Genomic DNA, 25,991 nt, shown 5'->3' with positions numbered 1-25,991 from the left:
TAAAAACTCGTAGGCCCGTGCAAGCGTAGCGCCGCCGGGCAAAAAAAAGCCGGATTCTCATCCGGCTTTTTTATTACTTCACCTGCTGACCCGGCTTCGCGCCTTCGTCAGGGCTTAACAGGAAGATGTCTTTTCCGCCCGGGCCTGCGGCCATCACCATCCCTTCAGAGATGCCGAAGCGCATTTTACGCGGCGCCAGGTTTGCCACCATCACGGTCTGACGACCGATCAGCACCTGCGGATCAGGGTACGCGGAACGAATGCCGGAGAAGACGTTACGTTTCTCGCCGCCCAGATCCAGCGTCAGACGCAGCAGTTTGTCAGAACCTTCAACGAACTCCGCGTTTTCGATCAGCGCCACGCGCAGGTCGACTTTGGAGAAATCATCAAAGGTGATGGTCTCCTGAATCGGATCGTCCGCCAGCGGGCCGGTCACCGGCGCGGCAGCCGCTTTCACCTCTTCTTTTGATGCTTCCACCAGCGCGTCAACCTGTTTCATCTCGATGCGGTTATACAGCGCCTTGAAGGTGTTAACCTTGTGGCCGAGCAGCGGCTGCTGGATGGCATCCCAGGTCAGTTCGGTGTTCAGGAATGCTTCCGCGCGGGCTGCCAGCTGCGGCAGAACCGGCTTCAGCCAGGTCATCAGCACGCGGAACATGTTCAGACCCATGGTGCAGATCGCCTGCAAGTCGGCGTCGCGGCCTTCCTGTTTCGCCACCACCCACGGCGCCTGCTCGTCGACATAGCGGTTGGCCACGTCTGCCAGCGCCATGATTTCGCGAATGGCTTTACCAAATTCACGACTTTCCCAGGCTTCGCCAACCGCAGCGGCGGCGTCGGTGAAGGTTTTATACAGCTCAAGATCGGCCAGTTCGGCAGAGAGCACGCCGTCAAAGCGTTTAGCGATAAAACCTGCGTTACGGGACGCCAGGTTCACCACCTTGTTGACGATGTCCGCGTTCACGCGCTGCACGAAATCTTCCAGATTCAGGTCGATATCGTCGATGCGGGAAGAGAGCTTCGCGGTGTAGTAGTAGCGCAGGCTATCCGCATCGAAGTGGTTCAGCCAGGTGCTGGCCTTAATAAACGTCCCGCGAGATTTGGACATCTTCGCACCGTTGACCGTTACGTAGCCGTGTACGAACAGGTTAGTCGGCTTGCGGAAATTGCTGCCTTCCAGCATCGCTGGCCAGAACAGGCTGTGGAAGTAAACGATGTCTTTGCCGATGAAGTGGTACAGCTCGGCGGTGGAATCTTTCTTCCAGTACTCGTCGAAGCTTAGGGTATCGCCGCGCTTGTCACACAGGTTCTTGAAGGAGCCCATGTAGCCGATTGGTGCATCCAGCCAGACGTAGAAATATTTGCCCGGCGCGTTCGGGATTTCGAAGCCGAAGTATGGCGCATCGCGGGAGATATCCCACTGCTGCAGACCGGATTCAAACCACTCCTGCATCTTGTTCGCCACCTGCTCCTGCAGCGCGCCGCTGCGGGTCCACGCCTGCAGCATTTCGCTGAACGACGGCAGGTCGAAGAAGAAGTGCTCGGAGTCACGCATCACCGGCGTGGCGCCGGAAACCACGGATTTCGGCTCGATAAGCTCGGTCGGGCTGTAGGTCGCGCCACACACTTCGCAGTTATCGCCGTACTGGTCCGGGGATTTACATTTCGGACAGGTGCCTTTGACGAAACGGTCCGGCAGGAACATGCCTTTTTCCGGATCGTACAGCTGAGAGATGGTGCGGTTTTTAATGAAACCGTTCTCTTTCAGACGGGTGTAGATCAGCTCTGACAGCTCGCGGTTCTCGTCGCTGTGCGTGGAGTGATAGTTGTCATAGCTGATGTCAAAGCCAGCAAAATCGGTCTGATGCTCCTGACTCATTTCGGCGATCATCTGTTCCGGGGAAATTCCCAGCTGCTGTGCTTTCAGCATGATTGGGGTGCCGTGGGCATCGTCCGCACAGATGAAGTTCACCTCGTGGCCGCGCATTCGCTGGTAACGGACCCAGACATCAGCCTGGATATGCTCCAGCATGTGGCCGAGGTGGATTGAGCCGTTGGCGTACGGCAGGGCGCACGTTACCAGAATTTTTTTCGCGACTTGAGTCATAGTAGGCATTACTTCTTTTAACTGTGAAAAGGGTTTTCGATATTACCAAAAGGGGCATTATTAAGTAAGCACAAACCACGGCCTTTCAGGTAAACTTGTTCATCTAAGGTCTTATTCACAAGAACAAAGGAGTCGGGATGAGTTCTCAATCCCAGGCCAAATCACCGGAAGCCTTACGAGCAATGGTCGCCGGGACGCTGGCTAATTTTCAGCATCCAACCCTGAAGCACAATCTCACGACGCTGAAAGCGCTTCATCATGTCGCATGGCTGGACGATACGCTGCACATTGAGCTGCAGATGCCGTTCGTCTGGACCAGCGCCTTTGATGCCCTGAAAGAGCAAACCAGCTCTGAGCTGCTGCGCATTACTGGCGCAAAAGCAATTGACTGGAAGCTAAGCCACAGCATCGCCACGCTCAAGCGCGTGAAAAATCAGCCGGGCGTTAACGGCGTGAAGAACATCATCGCCGTCAGTTCTGGCAAGGGTGGGGTGGGTAAATCGTCGACCGCCGTGAACCTGGCGCTTGCTCTGGCGGCAGAAGGGGCGAAAGTCGGCATTCTGGATGCTGATATTTATGGCCCGTCCATTCCGAACATGCTGGGTGCTGAAAACCAGCGTCCAACTTCGCCGGACGGTACCCACATGGCGCCGATCGTGGCGCACGGTCTGGCGACCAACTCCATTGGTTACCTGGTCACGGACGATAACGCAATGGTCTGGCGTGGCCCGATGGCCAGCAAAGCGTTGCTGCAAATGTTGCAGGAGACAATGTGGCCTGACCTCGATTATCTGGTGCTGGACATGCCGCCGGGCACCGGTGATATCCAGCTGACGCTGGCGCAGAACATTCCGGTCACCGGCGCCGTCGTGGTCACCACGCCGCAGGATATCGCGCTGATCGACGCCAAAAAAGGCATCGTCATGTTCGAGAAGGTGGAGGTGCCGGTACTCGGCATCGTCGAGAACATGAGCATGCACATTTGCAGCAACTGTGGACACCATGAGCCGATCTTCGGTACCGGCGGTGCGGAGAAGCTGGCGGCGCAATATCACACCCAACTGCTGGGGCAACTGCCGCTGCATATCACACTGCGTGAAGATCTGGATAGCGGGAAGCCGACGGTGGTCAGCCGTCCTGATAGCGAATTCACGGAAATCTATCGTCAGCTGGCGGGGCGCGTTGCGGCGCAACTGTACTGGCAGGGGGAAGTGATCCCGAGCGAGATCGCCTTCCGCGCGGTGTAACGCCTCTGCGCGTTAGTGCCGGGTGGCGGCTTCGCCTTACCCGGCCTACCTCGATTTTGTAGGTCAGGTAAGCGTAGCGCCACCTGACTTTACCCAAGCCGATAATGCATCAAATAATACTCTCCTTCCGGAGAATCCCCCGTCGCCTCAATGTGCCAGCCGTGGCGCTGGTAAAACGCAACCGCCCGCTCATTCTTCACCAGACACTTCAGCGCGCCTGTACTGGTAAACGTCCTCTGTACTTGTTCCAGTAACAAACGGCCAACTCCCAGACGCTGATACTGCGGGTCGACAAACAGATTGTGCAAAAAGTTATCATTTTCCCAGACGGAGGCAAACCCTACCCGGTGACCGTCGTGAATCGCAACCCAGATCTGCTCGTCACGCGTTGCGGCGTCAAAATCCTCAAGCTGCCATTCAGAATTGTCCAGCCATGGCCAGGCCACGCGTCGTGCATGCAGGTACAGCGTGCGCAGAAATGGCCGGTCGTCCTCCTGCCAGGGCCGGATCATCGTATCAGCGGTGATAGAAAATATCTCCGTTATAGGCTTTGTAGATTTTGCCATCAGCATCGCCAATCAGAACGTAATTTTCACCCATGTAGGTCCAGTGCGTACCGGCATCGGGCGCGGGAAGGTTACGTAGCTGGTACTGTTTGATGGTGTACTCTGGCGTCTGATACTGCGCGGGCGCGGTATCGCCAATCTTAAATTTGGTGAAGTCGGCGATGAACTCCTGCTCTTCATAAGCCTTAATGCCGGAAGGCGCGGCGGCCGTTTGCGGGGCTGCGAATGCGGAGCCCGCCAGAGACAGTAATACACCCAGAAGCACCAATTTACGCTTAGCCATTTTTTCTCCAGTGATATCGTTATGGATACGCTTGTCTGCGGGGGACAGTGCGGCAGACAGCCCATTTTAAGTATCAAAACAGGGTGTGTTTGAAAAAAAATGTAACAAAAGTGAACGGTTTTGTGTAGTGCCAGCGGTTGTGAGTATTTTTGATATGAATGCGTGCTGACGGGAATAATTCATTGTAACTATCGTTTTGCTGAATTAATTCTGAAAATACATTGTTGCCATAATTTTATAAACTGTAGATCGTGCTTTTTTTTGCCACAGGCAGTAAGATTTTCAGGAAGATTATATTTTAATTAATTGCCCGTCACAGATCGGGCAATTCGTGTCTTCACTTTTACATTACGTTTTAGTATTCCCTTGAAAAGAAACTTATTTCAAGCGTGGGTTAGCGCAGGGCTGCGCCCCGTCGGGCGTTCGCTACGAGCAGGGATGATAAGTATATATAAATGAAAAACACAACAGCATTATCTGTAATATTCTTAGCAATAAGTCAGTTGGCGGGGTGCGTAATTTCTCCCGGCCAAACGTTAAGTTCCGCAGGCAAAAAAATAATTGCGCCGGCTGATCTCAATAATAGTTTAGATAAACAAATCGAAATTTATCCACTTACGCCCGGATTAATTGAGAAACTACGTCCCGCAGCAGCTAAATCTCAGGCAAATCCTAATCTTGATGAGCAGGTCAAAAACTGGGAATACCGTATTGGAATCGGTGACATCCTGACGGTCACCGTCTGGGATCACCCGGAGCTGACTACGCCCGCGGGACAGTATCGTAGCGCAAGCGATACGGGAAACTGGGTCAATGCCGATGGCACGCTCTTTTATCCTTACGTGGGTAAACTGCACGTGGCGGGAAAAACGGTTTCCAGAGTGCGCGAGGAGATCACCGCGCGGCTGGATAACGTCATTGAAAGCCCTCAGGTCGACGTCAGCGTTGCCGCTTTCCGTTCGCAAAAAGCCTACGTTACGGGAGAAGTGGCGAAATCTGGCCAGCAGGCCATCACCAACATTCCGCTGACGGTTATGGATGCCGTTAATGCCGCAGGTGGGCTTACTGCTGATGCGGACTGGCGGAACGTGGTGCTGACTCACAACGGTCAGGATTCCCGAATTTCCCTTTATGCCCTGATGCAGCATGGCGATTTAACCCAGAATAAGCTGCTCAACCCTGGCGACATCTTGTTTATTCCCCGCAACGATGCGCTGAAAGTATTCGTGATGGGCGAAGTTGTTAAACAGAGCACGCTGAAGATGGATCGCAGCGGCATGACGTTGGCCGAAGCGCTCGGCAATGCCGGTGGCCTGGACCAGAATATGGCTGATGCGACGGGTATTTTTGTTATCCGCTCGGTACGCGAGTCCGGGAAAATTGCGAATATCTATCAACTGAATGCAAAAGACGCTTCGGCCATGGTGCTGGGCACCGAGTTTCAGCTTGAGCCTTACGACATTGTCTATGTCACCACTGCTCCACTCTCCCGCTGGAATCGCGTAATAACACAGCTTGTTCCGACAATCAGCGGGGTGCATGACCTCACCGAAACGGTTCGTTATATCAGATCGTGGCCGCAATAATGTTCGAATCAATACTCGTGGTATGTACCGGAAATGTCTGCCGTTCTCCGATTGGAGAACGGCTTTTGCGCCAGCACTTGCCCGACAGACACATCACCTCGGCGGGAATACTCGGCCTTGAGGGGTATCCGGCGGATGAGTGCGCCCAGGACGTGGCCTGGCGGCATGGGATCTCCCTCGACGGCCATGTGGCGCGCAGGCTGACACGCAGGCTGATGCAGGGATCCGATCTCATCCTGGTTATGGAGCCGGAACATCTTCGCTTCATTGCAGCCATGGCACCGGAAAACAGGGGGAAGTCGCTGCTTTTTGGGCAGTGGCTGGAGCCGCAGGATATCCCAGACCCCTATCGTAAAAGCCGTGAAGCGTTTGAATATGTGTTCGGGCTATTGGGTAAAGCCAGCCAGGAATGGGCACGTCGTTTAGGACAGAAAGGAATAAAGCATTAATGTCGTCTTACACAACAGACAATTATGGTGCAGGGGCACCCGAACAAAATGAAATCGATCTCGTTCGTTTGCTCGGCGAAATGATCGACCACCGCACGATGATATTGTGCGTGACTTTCCTTTTCACTTTATGCGCGGGCCTCTATGCCTGGGTTACGCCACCTGTTTATCAGGCGGATGCTATGGTGCAAATAGAAAGCAAACAGGATAACGGCCTGCTCAAAGGCTTGAGCCAGCTGGGCACCGATATTTCGCCGGATGTTGCCCCTGAAATTTTACTGTTGAAATCTCGCATGATCCTCGGCGAGACCGTCGACAAATTAGATCTGACGTATCAGGCAAAGCAGCGCGTTTTGCCTGTGGTGGGGCGTCTCTGGCAGCGTCTGCAAGGGCGTGGCCAGGGCAACATAACGTTAGGCGAACTCCAGATCCCGCAGGTGGAGGGCAAAGCGCAAGAACTCACGCTGACCGTACAGGAAGCGGGAAGGTATCACCTGACGGGCGAAAACATTGAGGCAGACGGCCAGGTTGGTAAAACGCTGGTTACGCAAGGGATCGTGCTGCGGGTGACCTCGATTGAGGCGACGCCAGGCACACAGTTTTCGCTTAAGTCGTTGACGCGCCTGGAGACGATCAACACGCTGAAGAAGCGTCTGACGGTCGTGGAATCGGAGAAACAGAGCGGTATTGTGACCTTAACCCTGACGGGTGAAGATCCTGACAAAATCGCCCGGGTGCTGAATGCGATTGCTGAAAATTATCTTCAGCAAAATATCACGCGCCAGGAGGCTCAGGATTCGCGTAGTCTGGATTTTTTACAGGAGCAGTTACCGAAAATCAGAGCGGACCTGGATCAGGCTGAAGCGCGGCTGAATGCCTACCGGGCGCAGCGCGACTCTGTGGATCTGTCTTTAGAGGCAAAATCCGTCCTGGATCAGGTTGTGAACGTTGAGAATCAGCTAAATGAGCTGACGTTCCGGGAGGCAGAAATTTCCCAGCTCTTTAAAAAGAGTCACCCTACCTACCGTGCATTGCATGAAAAAAGACAAACCCTTGTGCGGGAACGGGATCGTCTTAATAACCGTGTGTCCTCGATGCCCTCCACGCAGCAGGAGATTTTACGCCTGAGCCGCGATGTTGAGTCGGGCCGCACGATTTATTTACAGCTTTTGACGCGTCAGCAGGAGCTGAATATTTCCCGCTCCAGCGCTGTCGGGAACGTGAGGATCATTGATGAGGCGGTTACACTCCCGGATCCGATAAAACCGCGAAAAGCGCTAATCATTGCGCTTGGCGCGCTGTTCGGGCTCATCCTTTCAATGGGGACCGTACTGGTACGTCAAGCGTTCAAACGTGGGATCACGCTTTCCGAACAGCTGGAAGCGCAGGGGATGCCGGTTCTGGCGACGTTACCACGTTCACAGTGGCTGTGGAGTAAAACGCATTTGCGCAGAAAAAATCCGTTTTCTCGTCGCTGGACACACAAAACCTCGGATGTGCCTTTCCTGCCAGTCGATCGCCCTGCTGATATGTTTGTTGAAGCGGTACGCGGGCTGCGAACCAGTCTGCATTTCACCATGATGGAGGCTGAGAATCGCATTGTGATGATTTCTGGCCCCACGCAGGACTGCGGAAAAACACTGGTGGCGACGAACCTGGCGGCCATTGCCGGGCAGAGCGGTCAGCGGGCGCTGTTTATTGATGCGGATATGCGCCAGGGTTATGTGCATAATATTTTTGGCCTGGAGAACCGCCACGGATTATCCTGCCTGCTGGAAGGGAAGCGCGACTTTGGGGAGGTCATTCAGCATGCTGAAAAAGGGGGAATTGACGTCATCACCTGCGGCCCGGAACCCCTGCGTCCGTTAGAAATGCTGTTAAGCGAACGGTTCATTGACATCATGTCCTGGGTTAACGAGCACTATGACATTGTCATCATCGATACACCCCCAGTTCTTGCCGTCAATGATGCTGCGCTGGTTGCCAGAGCAGCCGGAACAACGCTAATGGTTGCCCGTTACGATAAAACCAGCGTGAAAGAGATGGAGAATACCGTTAAACGTCTACAGCACGTTGGCGTGAAGGTCAGCGGCACAATCCTCAACGATATTGTTAAATCCGCAGCGCTGTTTTACAGCTCGGGGTACAGCCAGTATGACTACGGTTATGCTTCGAGGAAAAAAGGATAGGGGCGTCAGGACGGGATAATAAACCCTCTCCCGGATGGGAGAGGGAAAAGCATTACTTCGCCATCACTTCCTGCGCGGTACGCTCAACCAGAGACAGCAGGACTTTAACGTCCTCCAGCGTCACGGTTGGGTTCAGCAGGGTCAGCTTCAGGCAGGTGACGCCGTTATGCTCGGTCACCCCGACGTTTGCGCGGCCGGATTCCAGCAGCGCATCGCCAATTTTCTGGTTCAGCAGGGCGATACCGGCGTCAGCCATCTGGGTCTGCGGACGGAAGCGGAACAGCACGCTTGCCAGCTGGGGTTGCATAACCAGTTCCAGAGCAGACTGCTCTTTTACGTAAGCCGCAACCTGCTGTGCCAGCGTCACGCCGTGATCGATAATTGCCGCATATTGCTCCTGACCCAGCGCTTCCAGGCTCATCCACAGTTTCAGCGCGTCGAAACGACGGGTGGTTTGCAGAGATTTGGAAACCAGGTTAGGCACGCCCGCTTCTTCATCGAACTCAGAGTTCAGGTAAGCCGCCTGATAGCGCATCAGCTCATAATGACGTGCTTCTTTCAGCAAGAAGGCACCGCAGCTGATGGTCTGGAAGAACTGCTTGTGGAAGTCCAGCGTCACGGAATCCACCAGCTCGATGCCGTCCAGGTAGTGACGATACTGCTCAGACATCAGCAGCGCGCCGCCCCAGGCCGCATCAACGTGTACCCAGATATTCTGTTTCGCAGCCAGCTCGGCAATGGCACGCAGCGGATCGATAGCACCCGCATCCGTCGTGCCGGCCGTGGCCACAATCGCCAGGATCTGTTCGCCGTTCGCGTTGCACTGTTCGATTTTCGCCGCCAGATCGGTGAGATCCATGCGGGAGAATTCATCAGTTTTCACCTGCACCACGGACTGGTAGCCCAGACCCATCAGCGCCATGTTTTTCTGCACGGAGAAGTGGGCGTTTTCAGAGCACAGCACGCGAATTTTGCGCAGATCGCCCACCAGACCGTCCTGCTGTACCGAGTGGCCCTGACGCGCGAAGAACGCATCACGCGCCAGCATCAGGCCCATCAGGTTACTCTGGGTGCCGCCGCTGGTGAAGACGCCTGCGTCGCCAGCCTGATAACCCACGCGGGTACGCAGCCATTCGATCAGCTTGATCTCAATAATGGTTGCGGACGGGCTTTGATCCCAGGAGTCCATACTCTGGTTGGTGGCGTTAATCAGCACTTCCGCCGCCTGGCTAACCACCAGGCTTGGGCAGTGCAGGTGCGCCACGCACTGCGGGTGATGAACGGACAAACTGTCTTTCAGGAAGAACTCCACGGCGCGTTCAATCGCCGCTTCGTTGCCCAGCCCTTTCGGGTTGAAATCCAGCTTAATACGGTCGCGCAGCTCCGCGACCGTTTTGCCCTGGTACATCTCAGGTTGTTTCAGCCACTGCATCACAGCCTGAGTGCTTTGTTCAATCGCCTGCTGGTAAGCTTCAATGCTCTGGGCAGAGGAGAACAAAATTGGGTTAGAATCAGACATCGTAATCAACAACTCCGGTTACGCCGGGCGAACGCCCGCAGCAAGCAGTGCCTGCTCGAATTTATCCAGGAAGACTTTCAGCTCGTCATCGCTGATCAGCAGTGACGGCAGCAGACGCAGAACGATACCGTTACGGCCGCCACGCTCCAGAATCAGGCCTGCTTCGAAGCACTTCTTCTGGATCAGTGCAGACAGCTCGCCATCGCCCGGGAAGCAACCCATGTGGTCGGCGGCTTCATGTGGCTTAACGATTTCAATACCGATCATCATGCCCAGACCGCGAACGTGGCCGATAACCGGATAGCGTTTCGCCATCTCTTTCAGCTGGCCTTTCAGCCATTCGCCCTGTGCGGCAACTTTGCCCGCGATATTCTGGTCTTTCAGGATCTTCAGCGTTGTCAGACCGGTTGCCATCGCCAGCTGGTTGCCGCGGAAGGTACCGGTGTGGTGACCAGGCGCCCACGCATCGAACTGCTTCTTGATACCGAGCACAGCCAGTGGCAGACCGCCGCCAACTGCTTTGGACATCACGATGATGTCAGGCTCAATGCCTGCGTGTTCGAAGGCAAAGAATTTACCGGTACGGGCAAAGCCAGCCTGAACTTCGTCGAGGATCAGCAGAATGCCGTGTTCCTGAGTCACTTTACGGATGCGCTGCAACCACTCAGCCGGAGCCGGGTTCACGCCGCCTTCGCCCTGAACAGCTTCCAGGATCACCGCGGCAGGTTTACGCACGCCGCTTTCAACGTCGTTGATCAGGTTATCGAAGTAGTAGGTCAGCGCCTTCACGCCCGCTTCACCACCGATACCCAGTGGGCAGCGGTACTCGTGTGGGTAAGGCATGAACTGGACTTCTGGCATCATACCGTCAACCGCTTCTTTCGGAGACAGGTTACCGGTGACGGACAGTGCACCGTGGGTCATACCGTGGTAACCACCAGAGAAACTGATGATACCGCTGCGACCGGTTACTTTTTTCGCCAGCTTCAGCGCCGCTTCAACGGCGTCAGCCCCGGACGGGCCAGTGAATTGCAGGCAGTACTCTTTGCCCTGACCAGGCAACAGAGAGAGGAGGTATTCTGAAAACGCGTCCTTCAACGGCGTAGTCAGATCCAGGGTATGTAACGGCAAGCCGCTGGTAATGACATTTTGGATGCTTTGCAGCACATCAGGATGATTGTGGCCAAGCGCGAGGGTGCCTGCGCCTGCTAAACAGTCAAGGTATTCTTTATTATCTGCATCGGTGATCCACACGCCTTCTGCTTTCGTGATCGCTAAAGGCAGTTTGCGCGGATAACTCCTGACGTTAGATTCAAACTCGGCCTGACGGGCCAGATAGGTTTCGTTGCTTTTGTGGGCATCTACGGTGTCAATACGGACTTTATCCGTCATCATATCACTCCTACAACCGCCGCTTCGTTATGAGCAACGATTGAATAAAAAGTTAAAAAACAGATGGGGCCTGAAAAAAACGCCGCCAATATAGAGCCTTTTGTCACCGGGCTCAATGGTTAATTTGTTTACTGTTTTGTGACACAGGGCACAGGGGAGGGGATAACCTCATTTTCCGGCAAAAATATGCAGTTTATTCTCAATAAAAACAGTGGCTTATATATGGATTGTCAGCATTGTAAAATCAGATGAAAGAGTGTGGCAAATTGTGCGCCTGGCAGGCTAAAAGGAGGCTGAGAGCCTCCTTAGACTGTTTATTTTTGGGTAACGCGTAAAACGCCGTGTTCACGTCCCTTTGTTTTATTCCATGACGCATCCGTAATACCGTTTTCATCCAGGCTAATCGATATCACAAAACCGTTACCATGGATCTCATAGAAATTCGCATTCAGACGTTTAACGCTGGCTTTTTTGCCGTTCACGGTAGCGCTAAAAAAGCCGTTAGAAAGGGTAGCGTTAACCGTATCCGACGAGAACGAGGCTTCGCGAAGGGGATCGTGAACGGATGCCGTTGGTTCGTGTTGTGCCGCGTTTTCCGCTTTGGTTTTGCTGATATCGCAAGATCCATCGCCAGCGCTAATTTGCGTGCATCCCGAGCGCTCTAACTGAGCACGATAGTGTGCGCTAATGGCGTGTGCAGGCGAAATACACCCAGCAAGTACGGCAGCGCTTAACACTAGCATCATTGATTTTTTCATTTTATCACCTTAAAAACGACACAAATAATAAGAAACGTACATAATGCCGATCCAGACCCCGACCGAAATAAGCAATAGATACAGGGCAGCTGAAATAAAAATGTGTTTGAGCATGTTATTGGCCATCATCATACTTTCCATCAGCGAAGTACTGTCGCCCTGAAAAGCTTCCTCTATTATGAATGTAGTCGAGTTACGTGTTTTTCTTAAAAGCCAATCCCGATGCCTGCGCCCATAGCAAGATCATTATTTGTAGAATCGCTTACGCCAGCTTTAACGATGGTGTTGCTACCAACGTGGAAGGATGCACCCACACTAACAGCTTGCTCGTCTTTAAAGCTACCTACACCAGCAGAGAACATGACAGCCTGTTCTTTCTCTACTTGAGGCATAGAGGCGATAGCTACAGCGCTAGCAGCACCTGAACGGGCTTCTTTCTTATTGCTATCAACTTCATCTTTCAGGCTCTTGAATTGAGAGTTAGTGTTAACTTGCGCTTGTGCGAACACTTGTTGAGCAGCTTTCAGATCTTTAGCTTGTGCTGTAGTTTGGGTATTGAGTGACTTAACCAGATTGATAGTTTTAGTATCAACTTCTTTCTTAGTGATGGTAGTTGTGATTCCGTTAGAGCCAGCTTTACCTGCATCCCCTTTATCACCTTTAGCGCCAGTGTCGCCCTTATCACCTTTGATGGAATCTCCTTTATCTCCTTTCTCACCCTTAACACCTGGAGCACCATCTTTCCCAGCTATTCCTTGTGCGCCTGTATCACCTTTTAAACCTTGCGCACCAGTTGCACCTGCAGCGCCTGTAGCACCCGTTGCCCCGTCTTTACCGTCAACACCATCTTTACCATTAACACCGTCTTTAGGTGGTGTTTGGTTCTCTAAAGCGGTGATCCGTTGATCATGGTTAATCAATACAGAACCTTGTAACGCGCTTTCATCTTGCAATGATTTAATATCGGAACCATTGTTAACAACACCTTGTAAAGCAGTGTCTGCTTTGTTTTTAATGTCATTAATCAAAATATTTTGTTTGTTGTCGGTGGAGATCTGATCAGCTTTGTTATCATCTACTTTCTGATTCAAAGTAGAGTTAAATTGTGCATTAGCATTAACACCAGCTTGAGCAGCATCAGCTTTATTTACAGCAGTGTTAGCAGTATCTTGTGCATTATTGATAGCAATGTTTGCCTTCTCAACATCCCCTTGCAGATTATAGATTTGTCCGTCTTGTTGAGTGTTGCTAGCCTTGATGTTATCAAGGTTATATGCGGTGTTGTTAGTCCCTTGAACCTGAATAAAAGTACCTGAATTGGTAACATTATCGTTAAGATTTACATTTACATCAGCAGCTTTAGCTACGTTCATTGAACCAGCAAAAAGAGCACCGATAATAGCGACAGCGATGACGGTTTTACTAACAGGTTTCATTTGAAATGACTCACAGTGTTTGGCAGATAAAATATACGCTAGCGATATTGCTAACGTTTGTTTAAGCAGAGCTGAATGGGTAAGTTTAAGTGTGTCGAATTTTATAGTTGTATTTAATATTTATGTTGGTAACGGAGCGAAACTATAGATATTTCGCGACGAGAAATATTGATTTTGATCATGTTTCTTATTAATGATAAGAATGATGAGAAATAATGCTCTTGCATTGTTTCTTCTTTAAAATCAAGTTGTTGTGATGCGCTTGTGAATTGTCTTAATTTAACCTTATGATTTTTATGAGATTTTATTTTAACACTTATGCGGGTTTTATTTAAGTGATGGAAATTAAGGTTTACACGGGGGTTTTCAAATGAAAATCACAACCTTTAAAGCTGAAAGTAAACATTATCGAGTGGGTGTATTTAAATAAAGGGCAAGATATTCTTCCGTAAGATTTCCAATGTAGACATTAAATAAAGATATTTGTAATGTGAATTCAATGTTAGTTATTTATTCAGTACAAATAATACCGGAAAACGAACAATAGAATTTCTCATTTTTATGTAACCTGAACCCGTCTGTACCTTCTGAGGCAGTGAGATAAAGGGAAAATGGTTGTCAGCAGGCTCAACCACGGGTACACTAAATAACAAAGTATTGTTTAAACTTTTGTTTTATAAATGATTTGACTCGGGGTGCCCTTCCTTGTGAAGGCTGAGAAATACCCGTATTACCTGATCTGGATAATGCCAGCTTAGTCCTGGCAATTATCCAAGATAAAATCAAAGACTTATCTGCGATTTTCGAACCGTTTTGTTTAGCCGATCACATCGAGGCTCACGAAATGGGACACCAGACCATACGCTACACCATTAAACGTAACGGGTTTATTACGTTCGTTTTCGCCTGCCTGATAATAAGTTTTTCCGTAAGTCGTTAGAGACTGACAGCCACACCCAGGCGCAGTTGCTCATGTCTTTTGCTTCTCCTGTAATTCCACTGGTTCAACGTGGAACCATCCAACCGGATCACTTCGGTAAGCGTCTTTCCGAGTATGGCACTAGCCTGAAGCAGCAGAATGAACAATGGCTGGCGCACCAATTTCTCAGTGAAGAACGTCGCACTCTTCAGCCGATAGTTGTCCAGGAATACCGCGAGGTTGTTGCGCCTTCAGAAGATGAGGAAGAACAAACAGAAGCACAGTCAAAGGATGTGTTAACACTGGCTGGCGCTTGGAATATGTACAAAAAAGAGAAAGCCCAAAACTGGATGAAGGCAATTTCACAGGCCAATGAGCGCTTTATGGAAGTTGTTGAAAACTTGCCTAAGCGTGTAGTGCAGCCTTATCGGTCAATGACTGTTCAGCAACTGATCGAGTGTGATGATGTCCCGCCTGAAGATTTGGTTGTCGCTGAGTCTATCCACAAGCATTTGAAGATTTATAAATCGCTCTTCAAAACCTTCCTGACTGATAATAAAGATATTCTGGAGAAGTCTCCGACAGATGGAGTAGTCGCCGTACCGTCGAAAGCGAGGTTTGGAGCTTACAGTGCAGCGGAAATGAGAAAGTTTGTAGGGTGGGCGCTCAAGCAGCCTGACGGGTGGCAGAAGTGGATCACCTTGCTGTTGGCGTACACGGGAGCAAGAAGAAGGGAGATCGTCAAGCTGGAGAAATCACAAATCAAATTTGATGAAGTTAGCCAGCGGCACTATCTCCTGATCGCTGAAGGAGGACAGGGTAAAACCGAGAACGTTACAAGGCAGGTGCCGATCCATCCCAAACTGATCGAGTGGGGTTCCTCGATTTTGTAAATCATCAATGGAAAGAGAAGATTTTCTCGCCTGTGTCTGGCAAGAATATGCCGAAGATCGGCAAAATTTTAGCCGACGTCCGCGATCAGCTTGGTATTCCGTACCGTGATGATTATGGACAGCGGCGGCTAGTTCACAGTGTCCGGCACACCATGATTTCAACCTGTTTAGCTGGCTGGGTGGGTAACTTGGCACATCTGCAACAGATGGTCGGTCATGAGAAGAGCGGCCTGGTATTACCAGACGCTATTTGCACACCTTTCCGTTATGATCAGTTTGTTACGTGATAGATGGTTTGGCTTGGTTGTAACGTCTTGGTATTACCAGGACTAAGGAAAGGGCGGTAGAGTCTGCCGCAAAGTTTCGGCTGGATTGCTGTAAAGTTCATCAGTATGATTGTGTATACCATCGCCAGTTAAGAAATGCTGAGAGATAATATGGATGTTACAGAAGACGCCTTACTACGTTCTGGCTTTACTCAGTCTGATGTACAGAAGATAAAAAACAACGTTGAAAGCTATGGCGGCACGTTGGGAGAGGCGATTCAGGATCTAGCTAATCGATTCAGGATAGTTCTTTGGATCTTTTGCGCTTTCACAGCAATGTTTATCTGGGTAATTATTTCAAATGAAATAGAATACGTCATATCAACCGGGATCGGTTTATTCATAGCAATGCTGATTGCTGTTTTTGTTCAACCGCCAGTCCTTTCTTACAAATCCTGGCGGTTCTGGAGAAAATACAGGGGCTAATGATTCGGTGATTCGGTGGAAAGCAGGTCAAAAATAACCTTAGCCTTGATACCGTAGCCTACTATTTTCATAGTTAACTTGGGGCGGCTCATTGTGTTGACTTGACGGTAGTAATCGTGGGGAAGCCAACGGAACAATCGCCAGGCACCTGCTTTTCGCGCTAATCCAACAATGCTGTAGATGTTTGCGCTTAGTGTTAGAGTGTTATAAAAAGCCAGACCAGATTCAGCCTTAAACCCCATAAACTGAGCAATATTAATCACTTTGTCAGCGACCACACCTTCAGAGTTAGATTGTCCTTCAGATAAAAATTTATTCACTTCTTTAGTTATACCGTTAGCGCCATCTGCAACTAAGAGTGCACCAGCGAGGACTCCAATAGGGGTCATCGTCGAGATCATGATCATTCCGCCGTAGAAAACCATCCCTGAAAGCACCACATTCACAGCCGAAATCACATACCCGACTATCTTGTTATTTTCCCTGACAAACTCGACCTTTGCATAAAGTTGCGCGGCTCTGGTTCTTAACAGGCGTTCTTGTTCTTGTAGATTATCTCTTTCGGCACGCAGATTTTTGATGCATGCAATGCATTCTTCATCGGTTTTGGCCCGTCGTGCAGTTTCAAATTCTTTCTCTACGACCTGCCTTATCTCTTCGACAAACTTGATACGTGTAAGACCATTTTGCAAATAGAATGCTGACAGCCGGTTTGCTGTTTCGACGAGTTTACGGGCTTCCAGATTCACCATTGTATCTGACCATGTTCTGTTCCAGCCCCTGTCGAGCAGCGCGATATCCATTGAAGACTCCTTCCCAAAATGTGTCTGGTCATTTTACGTGCATCCCGGCTTTTTTGTACCTTAAACCGGTATTCCGTAATAGTGGCAAATAGCATTAGTCAGTAATACCGGGGCTGCACTTCCTGCGATCCTCAGTGTACCTGCATATTCTTATACTCGAGACGGCTTGAGTCTAAGAAAGGGATGGATACTTGTGTCACACAAACTGTCACTCATCCTGTCACTCACGGCTCTAAAGGGCCGCTTTCGCCGTTTACAAGTCTTCCCGCTGGCATTACTATCCTGACCAGGGATTAATGAGGAGCATTAATCGCAAGATTTTGATTTTGTTTTATTTGACTCGGGGTGCCCTTCTTCGTTGAAGGCTGAGAAATACCCGTATTACCTGATCTGGATAATGCCAGCGTAGGGAAGTCAGATGCCTACCCGGTCATCGCTTCTTTCCGCACGGCAGGAGCGAAACCATGCAGCCTGACCTGCTCGACTCACACGTTTTACATCAATTCCGAACCCGTTCCCCGCTCACGCACTGTATGACCAACGATGTCGTGCAGACCTTCACCGCCAACGTTCTGCTCGCGCTCGGTGCTTCCCCGGCAATGGTGATCGAAGCCGAGGAAGCGGAACAGTTTGCCGCGCTTGCCGATGCCCTGCTCGTCAACGTTGGCACGCTCACCGCGCCGCGCGCCCAGTCGATGCGTCGGGCTATTGAGAGCGCGGTAGCCGCGGGCACACCCTGGGTTCTGGACCCCGTCGCGGTTGGCGCGCTGGCGTTCCGCACCCGTTTTTGCCAGCAAATATTATCCCTTAAACCTGCGGCCATTCGTGGCAACGCCTCCGAAATCCTCGCCCTTGCCGGAATGAGTGCGGGCGGACGTGGGGTCGATTCCACCGATACGGCAGCGAGCGCGTTGACCGCTGCGCAGGTGCTTGCCCGCCAGACCCACGCCGTTGTAGTCGTCACAGGGGAAGTGGATCACATCACCGACGGCCAGCGAACCCGTACGGTCGCGGGCGGCGACCCGCTGATGACCCGCGTGGTAGGAACTGGCTGTGCGCTCTCGGCGGTCGTCGCCGCCTGCTGCTCGCTGCCTGGCGACAGGCTTGATAACGCGGCGGCAGCCTGCGGCTTTATGAAGCGCGCAGGGTCAGTTGCCCTGACTCAAAGCCGGGGGCCCGGCAGCTTTGTCTCCGCGTTTCTGGACGCGCTTTACGCGCTGGAGGAACAGGTATGACGCGCATTAATGCCCTGACTATTGCGGGTACCGATCCCAGCGGCGGAGCGGGGATCCAGGCAGACCTGAAAACTTTCTCTGCGCTCGGCGCATACGGGTGCTCGGTTATCACCGCGCTGGTTGCGCAAAACACGCGCGGCGTACAGTCGGTGTATCGCATTGACCCGGATTTTGTCGCCGCGCAGCTGGATTCGGTATTCAGCGACGTACGTATCGACACCACCAAGATCGGCATGCTGGCAGAGGCGGACATTGTTGAAGCGGTCGCTGAACGTCTCAAACACTACCAGATAAAAAACGTGGTGCTTGATACCGTGATGCTGGCCAAAAGCGGCGATCCGCTGCTCTCCGCCTCGGCTGTCGACACCCTGCGTAAAAAGCTGCTGCCGCAGGTTGCGCTGATCACGCCAAACCTGCCTGAAGCCGCCGCGCTGCTGGATGCGCCACACGCGCAAAACGAACGTGAGATGAAAGAGCAGGGGAATGCGCTGCTGGCGATGGGGTGTCGCGCGGTGCTGATGAAAGGCGGCCATCTTGATGATGCAGAAAGCCCGGACTGGCTTTTCACCCACGATGGCACGCAACGTTTCACCGCGCCACGTGTCCAGACCAAAAACACCCACGGCACGGGCTGTACGCTCTCGGCGGCGCTGGCGGCGCTGCGTCCTCGTCACGCCGCATGGGCGGATACGGTGCAGGAGGCGAAGGTCTGGCTCTCGGGCGCGCTGGCAAAAGCCGATTCTCTGGAAGTGGGTCACGGTATTGGTCCGGTTCACCATTTTCATGCATGGTGGTAAGCCGTATACTGGCATGAAACTCATGCCAGAGAAAAACAGAGATGGAACAAGCGCATACCCGGTTAATTGCTCAACTCAAGGAACGAATTGCCGCACCGGACAACACGCCGCTGTATCTGAAATTTGCCGAAACGGTCAAGAACGCGGTGCGCAGCGGTGTGCTCGCGCACGGTAATATTTTGCCCGGCGAGCGCGATCTGAGCCAGCTGGCCGGAGTGTCGCGTATTACGGTGCGTAAAGCCATGCAGGCGCTGGAAGAGGCTGGCGTCGTTACCCGCGCGCGTGGATACGGGACGCAAATCAACAATATCTTTGAATATTCGCTGAAAGAGGCGCGCGGCTTTTCTCAGCAGGTGGTGCTGCGTGGCAAAACGCCCAACACCCTGTGGGTCAATAAACGCATCGTGAAGTGCCCGGAAGAGATCGCCCGCCATCTTTCCCTTGCGCCGGAAAGCGATGTGTTTTTGCTTAAGCGCATCCGTTACGTGGATGACGATGCGGTATCGATAGAGGAGTCCTGGGTACCGGTAGGATTAATTCCCAACCCGGACGACATTGGCGTCTCGCTTTATGATTACTTCCGCAGCCAGAATATCTTTCCGCAGCGCACCCGTTCCCGCGTCAGCGCCCGGATGCCGGACAGCGAGTTTCAGGCGCATATCAAGATGGACGATAAGATACCGGTGCTGGTGATCAAGCAAGTCGCGCTCGATCAACAGCAGCGGCCAATTGAGTACAGCATCAGCTACTGCCGCAGCGACCTATACGTCTTTGTGTGCGAGGAGTAGGGCCTCGCGCGTGGGGGCGCAGTCTCCACCGCGATGGCTGACTACCCAGGCGGCCACGGCATTGCCAAGCTGCACCGACTCTGGCAGTGACCATCCCGCAGCCAGCCCGGCAAGGGTACCTCCCGCATGGCTGTCACCGGCACCGATGGTATCGACGACGGTAGCAGGAAACGCCGGAACGTGTCCGGAAGCGTCAGCGTTGTACCAGACCGCCCCGTCTTTATCATGGCGTACGATTAGCGCAGCGCCAAACCGTTGCTGCCACTGAGTGCCGAGCTGTTCCACGTTCACGCCAAGCCATTCGGCGGCAAGTTCCGCCTCCTGCCGATTGAGCGAGACAACCGGTTTACGGGCCATAATCCGCGCCATCAGCGGGTCGGGAATATCCGCGATGCGCGGACCGAAATCGATAAAGAGCGTCACATCCTGAAGACGTTCCACCCAGGCCGTCAGCAGCTCGCCGCTGGGCGACGCCAGCTGGTAGCCGGACAAATAGATCAGGCTTTTCTCCGGCACGCTCAACCCATCCAGCCAGCGTTGCTGCCACTGATTCTCCACACCGCTAAACGACATGAAGGTCCGTTCACCATCAGGCTCCACCAGCGCCAGGCACCAGCCGTTATCGCCCGTTTCCGCTTCCACGGCGCTGTGCAGATCCTGCTTCGCCATGGCATTACGGATAATATCGGCCCACACGCCGTGGCCAACGGGAAGCGCGTTTTGCGCTGCAATGCCGAGCCGCTTGAGGGCGATGGCGATATTCAGCGCGCAGCCGCCAATATTCACTCCCTGTTGCTTAAGCTCGATATCACACCCGCGCCAGGGCAGGGCGTAGGCGTCGGCAATCACGTCGATGACCGCCGCGCCGAGCACCGTTACGGGGCGCGTAGCGTGAAGGGTTTCGAGACGGCGGGCAAAAGCACTCATACGCCCTCCCTTTGCTCCCGGAAGTGCAGCAGTTTTTCGCAGTAGCGTCCGAAATCAAGCTGGTTTACGGCATCAAGTTCGCTTTTAAGCGCCGGATCAATGGCCTGTACACCGTGCAGCGCGCCACAGATGGCCGTTGCCATCGCGCCGATAGTGTCCGTATCACCGCCCAGGTTAGCGCATAACACCGCGCAGCGGTTCGGATCGGTGCCCGCGAGTTCGACCATCGCAATCGCCGCCGGAACGGACTCCAGTGTGCTCGTGCCCGCGCCAATAAGCTGATAGATCTGCTCGCTGGCGGTCTCCGTACCGTTGGCTTCGCGCACGGTTTTCAGGGCCAGCTCAATACGAGCGGAAAGCGATGCGCTGAAGGTGGTGGTGTTCGCCTCCTGTGCCGCACGGGCAATACCCGGCAGGGCATCGGCGATGTTCTGCCAGCGCTCGCCGTCGATAGCGCGTGAAACCGCCCACGCGATCACCACCGCACCGGCGATGGCGAGATCCGATTTATGGGTCGGGCTGGAGGCTAACGCAACCTGTTCAACAAAATGTGCCAGACGCGTGGCCGGTAGCAGGCATCCCAGCGGGGAGGCGCGCATCGCCGCCCCGTTGGTGACGCCGTTATTTTCCAGCTCGCTCACCGGCTTGCCGTCACGGATGGCGTTCAGGGCAATTTTGGAGGTTGGGCCGAGCACATTCTTATTGAACGCGTCAAAATCCAGCGCCCAGTCCAGAATATGCTTACCGATAACGTCAGGATTAATTTCCCCGTCGCATTCGATAATCGCGTCGGCCAGGCACAGCGCCATCGACGTATCATCCGTAAATTCGGCCTGATTAAAGTAGCAGGCAGCATTATTCTCAGCCGGGCCGGGTAAGAAACGGTCAATCCAGCCGAAGTGCGCTTTCACCCGCTTGCGCGGCCACAGTTCAGACGGCATCCCCATCGCATCCCCTAACGCCTGCCCGTAAAGAGCACCGAGAATACGGTCTTGTTTCATTTAACTTCCCCTCGTGTCAGCGCGGTATCGCCATCAACCACCTCAATTGCGGTGATCTCTTTATCCGATTCGCGGAAAAACAGCATAAACAGCACGGCAATCACTACAATCATGATTGCACCAAACGTCCACATTCCGGCCCAGTTGAAGGTCAGCCCATTCACCGGCTCTTTATAGGCGAACATTTTTTCCATCATCACGCCGCCGAGACGGTAACCCAGCAGGCTACCAAAGCCCTGACAGCACAGCGTGATCAAGCCCTGCGCTGCGTTGCGCATATGCACGGGCGCTTTTTTATCCACGTAGATGTACGCGGTGACGTAATAGAAGTCATAGCTTACGCCGTGCAGCAGAATGCCGAGGAACAACAGGGCGTAGGTGAAGTATTGTTCGGCGCCGCCGTAAACAAAGAAGCCGTAGCGAATGGCGGCGGTGATCAGGCCCAGCAGCAAGACCTTCTTAATACCAAAGCGTTTGGTAAAGAACGGCAGAGCGAGCATGAAGAAGATTTCAGAGAACTGGCCGAGGGTCATCCAGCCGGTGGCGTTTTTCATCCCCACTTCGGTGAGATAGCCGTTGGCAAAGATGTAGTAGAAAGCCAGCGGCATGGCGAACAGGAATGAGCAGAAGAAGAACACCAGGAAGTTTTTATCGCGCAGCAGGATCAGCGCATCCAGCCCCAGCATCACTTTGATATCCAGCTTGCCGGTGCTCTTCGGCGGGGTATTCGGCAGGAAAAGTGCGAAGACGCCGAGCAGAAGGGAGCTGGCAGCGGTCATCAGCAGCGGGATATTGGTGTCAGAGATGTCGCTATAGCCCATCATCTGCGGCAGGAAGCCGCACGCCAGGCCGGAGGCAATCCAGCCGATGGTGCCCATCACGCGGATGCGCGGGAAATCAGCCTCCACGTCATCGACGTTCGCAAAAGCGATGCTGTTCGTCAGCGCGATGGTCGGCATATAGGTCAGGGAGTAGGCCAGTAACAGCGGGAAGAAGGTGCTGAACTGGGTTTGCTGTGCTGCGAAATACATCAGAATCGCGCCAGCGAACATCAGCACGGCCAGCACTTTCTGGGCGGCGAAGAAACGGTCGGTCAGCGAGCCGACCAGGATAGGAGAGAGGATCGCGGCAATAGCGGTACAGGCATAGGACCAGCCAATTTCCCCGGCGGTAAACCCGCTCTTGCTCAGCCACAGCCACAGCGGCACAAACCACGCGCCCCAGATAAACCATTCAACAAACATCATGAATGACAGTTGGACTTTCGTTTTCATTTTTTAATCCTGCATGTCAGAGGTACGCATGTAACATACCATGTGATAATACCTTTTAAATACCTTTAAGGCGATTGTTTGATCAGTGTAACAAAAATGTTGTACATGAAACGAGCCAGCAGATTGTGCTTAAAAAAGTTGCAAATGGTGGAAAATAGGTTAAGTCGGTACCAGGCTTAGTCTGCCTGCAAAAACGTGGGCTTGGATCACACGCTCCGACATCATGTCGGACATACGGGAGCATCACTATGACTGATATTGCGCAGCTGCTTGGCAAAGACGCCGACAGCCTTTTACAGCATCGTTGTATGACCATTCCAGCCGACCAGCTTTATCTGCCTGGCCATGATTACGTAGACCGCGTCATGGTCGACAATAACCGTCCTCCTGCCGTACTGCGAAACATGCAGACGCTTTATAATACCGGCCGCCTGGGCGGAACCGGGTACCTCTCTATTCTGCCCGTTGACCAGGGCGTTGAACACTCTGCGGGGGCATCGTTTGCCGCGAACCCGCTCTATTTTGATCCGAAAAATATCGTCGAGCTGGCGATTGAGGCGGGCTGTAACTGCGTGGCCTCCACCTACGGCGTGCTGGCCTCCGTGTCGCGTCGCTATGCCCACCGCATTCCGTTCCTCGTTAAGCTGAACCACAACGAAACCCTGAGCTACCCAACCGAATACGACCAGACGCTCTACGCCAGCGTCGAGCAGGCGTTCAATATGGGTGCGGTGGCGGTCGGGGCAACCATCTATTTCGGCTCTGAACAGTCGCGTCGTCAGATAGAAGAGATCTCCGCGGCGTTCGAGCGCGCCCACGAGCTGGGCATGGTAACCGTGCTATGGGCCTATCTGCGTAACGGCTCGTTCAAAAAAGACGGTGTGGATTACCACGTGTCTGCGGATCTGACCGGTCAGGCAAACCACCTTGCGGCGACCATCGGCGCGGACATCGTGAAGCAGAAAATGGCCGAGAATAACGGCGGCTATAAAGCGGTGAACTTTGGCTATACCGACGACCGCGTCTACAGCAAGCTGACCAGCGACAACCCGATCGATCTGGTGCGCTACCAGCTGGCGAACTGCTATATGGGCCGCGCCGGGCTGATTAACTCCGGCGGTGCGGCAGGCGGTGAAACCGATCTGACCGACGCGGTGCGCACGGCGGTGATTAACAAACGCGCTGGCGGCATGGGGCTGATCCTTGGTCGTAAGGCGTTTAAAAAGTCCATGGCCGACGGTGTGAAGCTGATTAATGCGGTTCAGGACGTCTATCTGGACAGTAAGGTCACGATCGCTTAAGTCTTTTCCCCTCACCCTAACCCTCTCCCCAACGGGGAGAGGGGACTGTTCAGTGCATACGGGAAGAGGGCCGCCACCCGGCAACACATCAGCGCAAAAGCTGACAGTCCGGCGGCAACCGGCACTGCAACGCCCCGGGCAACACCTCAATGCGGAATCGCTCGCCGCTGAGCGGCTCTCCGTCGAGGTTAAAGGTCATGCCGTGTGGGGCGATCACCTCAAACCACGCGGATGTGCCGTCGATGATATTGGGGCTCTCCTCTGGCTGCGTCAGCGTCGTAAACAGCGCAGGCAGCAGCCCGTCGCCGGTAAAAATACGCAGCTGTAATTGACCGTCGTTGATCAATGCTTCCGGGCAAAGCTGCTGACCGCCCCCCGCCTGCCGCCCGTTGCCGATACCAATCACCAGCGCGTCGCCCTGCCAGTGGAAGTTTTCACCTTGGATCTCACAGCTGTCGGGCCTGAGCGTGTCCATACGCATCAGACCATGGATGAGATACGAAACGCCGCCCAGCGCGGCCTTCAGTTTTTCCGGCGTTTCGCTGGTAATGCGCGTGCCGAACCCGCCGGTCGCCATATTGATAAAGCAGGTTCTTTCATTCACCTGAGCAATATCGACGGCGGTAGCCTTACCGAGAATGGCCAGCTGTAGCGCTTTGCCTACATCCTCCGGAATACCGGCGCTGGTGGCAAAATCGTTGGCGGTACCGAGCGGTAAAATCCCCATCGCCGGGCGAGCTGCGGCGTTGAGGTCAATGAGCGCACCGGCGATCTCGTTGATCGTTCCGTCGCCGCCGCCGGAAATGATGGTCTGAACACCTAAGCTGATGCCCTCGTCGATGTAGCGCGCCGCATCGCCTTTTTCAAACGTTACCCGCACGTGTATGCATGCTCCGTCTTCACGCAATTCGGTAATCGCCTGGCGCAGCAGATCGTTGCCTGCACTCTTGCCGTTAAGAATTAATAAACTGTCTGGATAGGTTGCCATCCGGGTTGCTCCCTTTTTTAGCTATAGAAAGAGTGTATCCCAGAGAGGGAAAAAGCGGGTAAGAACAGGATGAAAGGCAAAAAATAAGCCCGCGTAAGGGCTTTGAAATCGACTAAAGAACCCCGTAGCGCTTACAGTGCATACTACTGCCGCTCAATTGACTATTGTGGTCAACGTTTGAGGTGTGACATTGGCCTTGCCTCGATTTTGAGCTGCTTACGCCAGACCCGATTATGTAGCGTTAGCGCAATGGAGCGGTAAAAAATCGATGAATTCATCCACATAATGTTCAAAAAGAAACATCCCAGCCCCAGCAAAGAGGTTATTTGCGGTGTGTAGTTCTCAACAGGGCCGAATAAAAGCGAAATCCCCGTCCAGATGAAATAAATGATGCTCATTATGCCTGTCAGCATAATGACGAAAATATGCAGTTTATATCCAGGTAAAGAACCTCGTGTAGTCAGAAACATCGTGCTCATCACTACCAGACAATACACAATCGCTGCAATGAATACTCCCATCATAACCTTAAATTCGGGTAAGCCGAGCCAGCGAAACAGCAACAACCAGAGGGACACTTGCAGCATGGCGTAGCAAAAAATAGCCAGTAACGTGCTCACTGCCAAAGGAATTCCTGTCATATGGACGCCCACAGGAACGCCGAACCGATCTTTTAACTGTTCTTTTAATGTTTCAAGCTGGTTGGGATCATCGGTCGCCATTTTACTTTTAACCAAAGCACTTAATGCAAGGCTATCTTTAATGTATTTCATCATGGACG

At 52.9% G+C, this 25,991-nt stretch carries 22 protein-coding genes, 1 pseudogene and 2 riboswitches; of the genes and pseudogenes, 10 read left to right on the top strand and 13 right to left on the bottom strand.

Going from position 1 to position 25,991, the window contains the following annotated elements; translation table 11 throughout:
- Nucleotides 1-73 precede the first annotated feature (73 nt).
- Complete coding sequence (gene metG, locus L2Y28_RS14260) at nucleotides 74-2,107, bottom strand: methionine--tRNA ligase (protein WP_022648675.1); 2,034 nt, start codon at nucleotides 2,105-2,107, stop codon at nucleotides 74-76.
- Nucleotides 2,108-2,244: 137 nt separating this feature from the next.
- On the opposite strand from metG, the gene apbC reads away from it, so the two are divergent.
- Nucleotides 2,245-3,354 carry an iron-sulfur cluster carrier protein ApbC gene (gene apbC / locus L2Y28_RS14255; protein ID WP_022648674.1) on the top strand — a complete coding sequence of 370 codons (1,110 nt, stop codon included), beginning with the start codon at nucleotides 2,245-2,247 and terminating at the stop codon, nucleotides 3,352-3,354.
- 89 nt (nucleotides 3,355-3,443) lie between these two features.
- Here apbC and L2Y28_RS14250 read toward each other — a convergent pair whose 3' ends face one another.
- Complete coding sequence (locus L2Y28_RS14250; RefSeq protein WP_032622520.1) at nucleotides 3,444-3,920, bottom strand: GNAT family N-acetyltransferase; 477 nt, start codon at nucleotides 3,918-3,920, stop codon at nucleotides 3,444-3,446.
- A complete protein-coding gene (locus tag L2Y28_RS14245) occupies nucleotides 3,871-4,203 on the bottom strand; it encodes an RcnB family protein (protein WP_022648672.1) in 333 nt (110 codons plus the stop codon). Before L2Y28_RS14245 ends, L2Y28_RS14250 begins: the two co-directional genes overlap by 50 nt.
- Before the next feature lie 455 nt (nucleotides 4,204-4,658).
- Between L2Y28_RS14245 and L2Y28_RS14240 the strand changes: the two genes are divergently transcribed.
- Genes L2Y28_RS14240 through L2Y28_RS14230 form a run of 3 tightly spaced genes read left to right on the top strand, consistent with a single transcriptional unit; the run spans nucleotide 4,659 to nucleotide 8,427 of the window.
- Entirely contained in the window at nucleotides 4,659-5,789 is a 1,131-nt protein-coding gene (locus L2Y28_RS14240) for a polysaccharide export protein (RefSeq protein ID WP_022648671.1), read from the top strand.
- Nucleotides 5,789-6,238, top strand: coding sequence for a phosphotyrosine protein phosphatase (locus L2Y28_RS14235; RefSeq protein WP_022648670.1), 450 nt, complete (start codon nucleotides 5,789-5,791; stop codon nucleotides 6,236-6,238). The genes L2Y28_RS14240 and L2Y28_RS14235 overlap by 1 nt, the downstream gene beginning before the upstream one ends.
- Nucleotides 6,238-8,427: a polysaccharide biosynthesis tyrosine autokinase gene (locus L2Y28_RS14230; protein ID WP_022648669.1), complete on the top strand. Its 2,190-nt coding sequence runs from the start codon at nucleotides 6,238-6,240 to the stop codon at nucleotides 8,425-8,427. Before L2Y28_RS14235 ends, L2Y28_RS14230 begins: the two co-directional genes overlap by 1 nt.
- A 52-nt stretch (nucleotides 8,428-8,479) precedes the next feature.
- Here the strand turns inward: L2Y28_RS14230 and L2Y28_RS14225 are convergent, their stop codons facing one another.
- The 4 genes from L2Y28_RS14225 to L2Y28_RS25530 all read right to left on the bottom strand — a co-directional run bounded on the left by L2Y28_RS14225 (nucleotide 8,480) and on the right by L2Y28_RS25530 (nucleotide 13,532).
- Complete coding sequence (locus L2Y28_RS14225) at nucleotides 8,480-9,946, bottom strand: aspartate aminotransferase family protein (RefSeq protein ID WP_022648668.1); 1,467 nt, start codon at nucleotides 9,944-9,946, stop codon at nucleotides 8,480-8,482.
- 18 nt (nucleotides 9,947-9,964) lie between these two features.
- Nucleotides 9,965-11,341 (bottom strand): diaminobutyrate--2-oxoglutarate transaminase, encoded by a 1,377-nt coding sequence (locus L2Y28_RS14220; protein ID WP_032622473.1) that lies wholly within the window; start codon nucleotides 11,339-11,341, stop codon nucleotides 9,965-9,967.
- Between the two features lie 311 nt (nucleotides 11,342-11,652).
- Nucleotides 11,653-12,096: a hypothetical protein gene (locus L2Y28_RS14215; protein ID WP_022648666.1), complete on the bottom strand. Its 444-nt coding sequence runs from the start codon at nucleotides 12,094-12,096 to the stop codon at nucleotides 11,653-11,655.
- 206 nt (nucleotides 12,097-12,302) lie between these two features.
- Nucleotides 12,303-13,532: a YadA-like family protein gene (locus L2Y28_RS25530; protein ID WP_022648665.1), complete on the bottom strand. Its 1,230-nt coding sequence runs from the start codon at nucleotides 13,530-13,532 to the stop codon at nucleotides 12,303-12,305.
- A 681-nt stretch (nucleotides 13,533-14,213) separates the two neighbouring features.
- A riboswitch (TPP riboswitch) is annotated at nucleotides 14,214-14,310 on the top strand.
- A gap of 66 nt (nucleotides 14,311-14,376) precedes the next feature.
- On the opposite strand from L2Y28_RS25530, the pseudogene L2Y28_RS14205 reads away from it, so the two are divergent.
- Together L2Y28_RS14205 and L2Y28_RS14200 are read left to right on the top strand one after the other, a co-directional pair.
- Nucleotides 14,377-15,615, top strand: a pseudogene (locus tag L2Y28_RS14205) (tyrosine-type recombinase/integrase).
- A 166-nt stretch (nucleotides 15,616-15,781) separates the two neighbouring features.
- Entirely contained in the window at nucleotides 15,782-16,096 is a 315-nt protein-coding gene (locus tag L2Y28_RS14200) for a hypothetical protein (protein ID WP_022648662.1), read from the top strand.
- On the opposite strand, the gene L2Y28_RS14195 is transcribed toward L2Y28_RS14200, so the two are convergent.
- Nucleotides 16,093-16,899, bottom strand: a complete 807-nt coding sequence (locus L2Y28_RS14195) for a DUF4225 domain-containing protein (protein ID WP_022648661.1) — start codon at nucleotides 16,897-16,899, stop codon at nucleotides 16,093-16,095. The two genes, L2Y28_RS14200 and L2Y28_RS14195, sit on opposite strands and share 4 nt — an antisense overlap.
- A gap of 331 nt (nucleotides 16,900-17,230) precedes the next feature.
- Nucleotides 17,231-17,328: riboswitch (TPP riboswitch) on the top strand.
- 35 nt (nucleotides 17,329-17,363) lie between these two features.
- Here L2Y28_RS14195 and thiM point away from each other — a divergent pair.
- The 3 genes from thiM to L2Y28_RS14180 are packed head-to-tail and all read left to right on the top strand — an operon-like array spanning nucleotide 17,364 to nucleotide 19,719.
- Nucleotides 17,364-18,134, top strand: coding sequence for a hydroxyethylthiazole kinase (thiM, locus tag L2Y28_RS14190; RefSeq protein WP_022648660.1), 771 nt, complete (start codon nucleotides 17,364-17,366; stop codon nucleotides 18,132-18,134).
- Nucleotides 18,131-18,931, top strand: a complete 801-nt coding sequence (thiD, locus tag L2Y28_RS14185; RefSeq protein WP_022648659.1) for a bifunctional hydroxymethylpyrimidine kinase/phosphomethylpyrimidine kinase — start codon at nucleotides 18,131-18,133, stop codon at nucleotides 18,929-18,931. Before thiM ends, thiD begins: the two co-directional genes overlap by 4 nt.
- A 41-nt stretch (nucleotides 18,932-18,972) precedes the next feature.
- Nucleotides 18,973-19,719, top strand: a complete 747-nt coding sequence (locus L2Y28_RS14180) for a GntR family transcriptional regulator (RefSeq protein WP_022648658.1) — start codon at nucleotides 18,973-18,975, stop codon at nucleotides 19,717-19,719.
- Here L2Y28_RS14180 and L2Y28_RS14175 read toward each other — a convergent pair.
- The 3 genes from L2Y28_RS14175 to L2Y28_RS14165 are packed head-to-tail and all read right to left on the bottom strand — an operon-like array spanning nucleotide 19,693 to nucleotide 22,921.
- Nucleotides 19,693-20,646: a PfkB family carbohydrate kinase gene (locus L2Y28_RS14175; RefSeq protein WP_022648657.1), complete on the bottom strand. Its 954-nt coding sequence runs from the start codon at nucleotides 20,644-20,646 to the stop codon at nucleotides 19,693-19,695. The two genes, L2Y28_RS14180 and L2Y28_RS14175, sit on opposite strands and share 27 nt — an antisense overlap.
- A complete protein-coding gene (locus L2Y28_RS14170; RefSeq protein ID WP_022648656.1) occupies nucleotides 20,643-21,647 on the bottom strand; it encodes an ADP-ribosylglycohydrolase family protein in 1,005 nt (334 codons plus the stop codon). Before L2Y28_RS14170 ends, L2Y28_RS14175 begins: the two co-directional genes overlap by 4 nt.
- On the bottom strand, nucleotides 21,644-22,921 hold the full coding sequence (locus tag L2Y28_RS14165) for a nucleoside permease (protein ID WP_022648655.1): 1,278 nt from the start codon (nucleotides 22,919-22,921) through the stop codon (nucleotides 21,644-21,646). Before L2Y28_RS14165 ends, L2Y28_RS14170 begins: the two co-directional genes overlap by 4 nt.
- Nucleotides 22,922-23,169: 248 nt before the next feature.
- Between L2Y28_RS14165 and fbaB the strand changes: the two genes are divergently transcribed.
- Complete coding sequence (gene fbaB / locus L2Y28_RS14160; RefSeq protein ID WP_022648654.1) at nucleotides 23,170-24,222, top strand: class I fructose-bisphosphate aldolase; 1,053 nt, start codon at nucleotides 23,170-23,172, stop codon at nucleotides 24,220-24,222.
- Nucleotides 24,223-24,310: 88 nt separating this feature from the next.
- On the opposite strand, the gene yegS is transcribed toward fbaB, so the two are convergent.
- On the bottom strand, nucleotides 24,311-25,210 hold the full coding sequence (gene yegS, locus L2Y28_RS14155; RefSeq protein WP_022648653.1) for a lipid kinase YegS: 900 nt from the start codon (nucleotides 25,208-25,210) through the stop codon (nucleotides 24,311-24,313).
- Between the two features lie 170 nt (nucleotides 25,211-25,380).
- Nucleotides 25,381-25,986, bottom strand: a complete 606-nt coding sequence (locus L2Y28_RS14150) for a hypothetical protein (RefSeq protein ID WP_022648652.1) — start codon at nucleotides 25,984-25,986, stop codon at nucleotides 25,381-25,383.
- Nucleotides 25,987-25,991: the final 5 nt, after the last annotated feature.

The sequence above is a fragment of the Enterobacter sp. JH25 genome (assembly GCF_021725435.1).
Taxonomy (GTDB): Bacteria; Pseudomonadota; Gammaproteobacteria; order Enterobacterales; family Enterobacteriaceae; genus Enterobacter; species Enterobacter intestinihominis.
The sequence above is the reverse complement of the archived record's forward strand: the minus strand, read 5'-3'. Positions and strand labels throughout refer to the sequence as shown.

Excerpts from the sequence above, each read along its gene's own strand:
- metG (WP_022648675.1), bottom strand. The coding sequence starts at position 2,107 with ATGACTCAAGTCGCGAAAAAAATTCTGGTAACGTGCGCCCTGCCGTAC.
- apbC (WP_022648674.1), top strand. The coding sequence starts at position 2,245 with ATGAGTTCTCAATCCCAGGCCAAATCACCGGAAGCCTTACGAGCAATG.
- L2Y28_RS14250 (WP_032622520.1), bottom strand. The coding sequence starts at position 3,920 with ATGGCAAAATCTACAAAGCCTATAACGGAGATATTTTCTATCACCGCT.
- L2Y28_RS14245 (WP_022648672.1), bottom strand. The coding sequence starts at position 4,203 with ATGGCTAAGCGTAAATTGGTGCTTCTGGGTGTATTACTGTCTCTGGCG.
- L2Y28_RS14240 (WP_022648671.1), top strand. The coding sequence starts at position 4,659 with ATGAAAAACACAACAGCATTATCTGTAATATTCTTAGCAATAAGTCAG.
- L2Y28_RS14235 (WP_022648670.1), top strand. The coding sequence starts at position 5,789 with ATGTTCGAATCAATACTCGTGGTATGTACCGGAAATGTCTGCCGTTCT.
- L2Y28_RS14230 (WP_022648669.1), top strand. The coding sequence starts at position 6,238 with ATGTCGTCTTACACAACAGACAATTATGGTGCAGGGGCACCCGAACAA.
- L2Y28_RS14225 (WP_022648668.1), bottom strand. The coding sequence starts at position 9,946 with ATGTCTGATTCTAACCCAATTTTGTTCTCCTCTGCCCAGAGCATTGAA.
- L2Y28_RS14220 (WP_032622473.1), bottom strand. The coding sequence starts at position 11,341 with ATGATGACGGATAAAGTCCGTATTGACACCGTAGATGCCCACAAAAGC.
- L2Y28_RS14215 (WP_022648666.1), bottom strand. The coding sequence starts at position 12,096 with ATGAAAAAATCAATGATGCTAGTGTTAAGCGCTGCCGTACTTGCTGGG.
- L2Y28_RS25530 (WP_022648665.1), bottom strand. The coding sequence starts at position 13,532 with ATGAAACCTGTTAGTAAAACCGTCATCGCTGTCGCTATTATCGGTGCT.
- L2Y28_RS14200 (WP_022648662.1), top strand. The coding sequence starts at position 15,782 with ATGGATGTTACAGAAGACGCCTTACTACGTTCTGGCTTTACTCAGTCT.
- L2Y28_RS14195 (WP_022648661.1), bottom strand. The coding sequence starts at position 16,899 with ATGGATATCGCGCTGCTCGACAGGGGCTGGAACAGAACATGGTCAGAT.
- thiM (WP_022648660.1), top strand. The coding sequence starts at position 17,364 with ATGCAGCCTGACCTGCTCGACTCACACGTTTTACATCAATTCCGAACC.
- thiD (WP_022648659.1), top strand. The coding sequence starts at position 18,131 with ATGACGCGCATTAATGCCCTGACTATTGCGGGTACCGATCCCAGCGGC.
- L2Y28_RS14180 (WP_022648658.1), top strand. The coding sequence starts at position 18,973 with ATGGAACAAGCGCATACCCGGTTAATTGCTCAACTCAAGGAACGAATT.
- L2Y28_RS14175 (WP_022648657.1), bottom strand. The coding sequence starts at position 20,646 with ATGAGTGCTTTTGCCCGCCGTCTCGAAACCCTTCACGCTACGCGCCCC.
- L2Y28_RS14170 (WP_022648656.1), bottom strand. The coding sequence starts at position 21,647 with ATGAAACAAGACCGTATTCTCGGTGCTCTTTACGGGCAGGCGTTAGGG.
- L2Y28_RS14165 (WP_022648655.1), bottom strand. The coding sequence starts at position 22,921 with ATGAAAACGAAAGTCCAACTGTCATTCATGATGTTTGTTGAATGGTTT.
- fbaB (WP_022648654.1), top strand. The coding sequence starts at position 23,170 with ATGACTGATATTGCGCAGCTGCTTGGCAAAGACGCCGACAGCCTTTTA.
- yegS (WP_022648653.1), bottom strand. The coding sequence starts at position 25,210 with ATGGCAACCTATCCAGACAGTTTATTAATTCTTAACGGCAAGAGTGCA.
- L2Y28_RS14150 (WP_022648652.1), bottom strand. The coding sequence starts at position 25,986 with ATGATGAAATACATTAAAGATAGCCTTGCATTAAGTGCTTTGGTTAAA.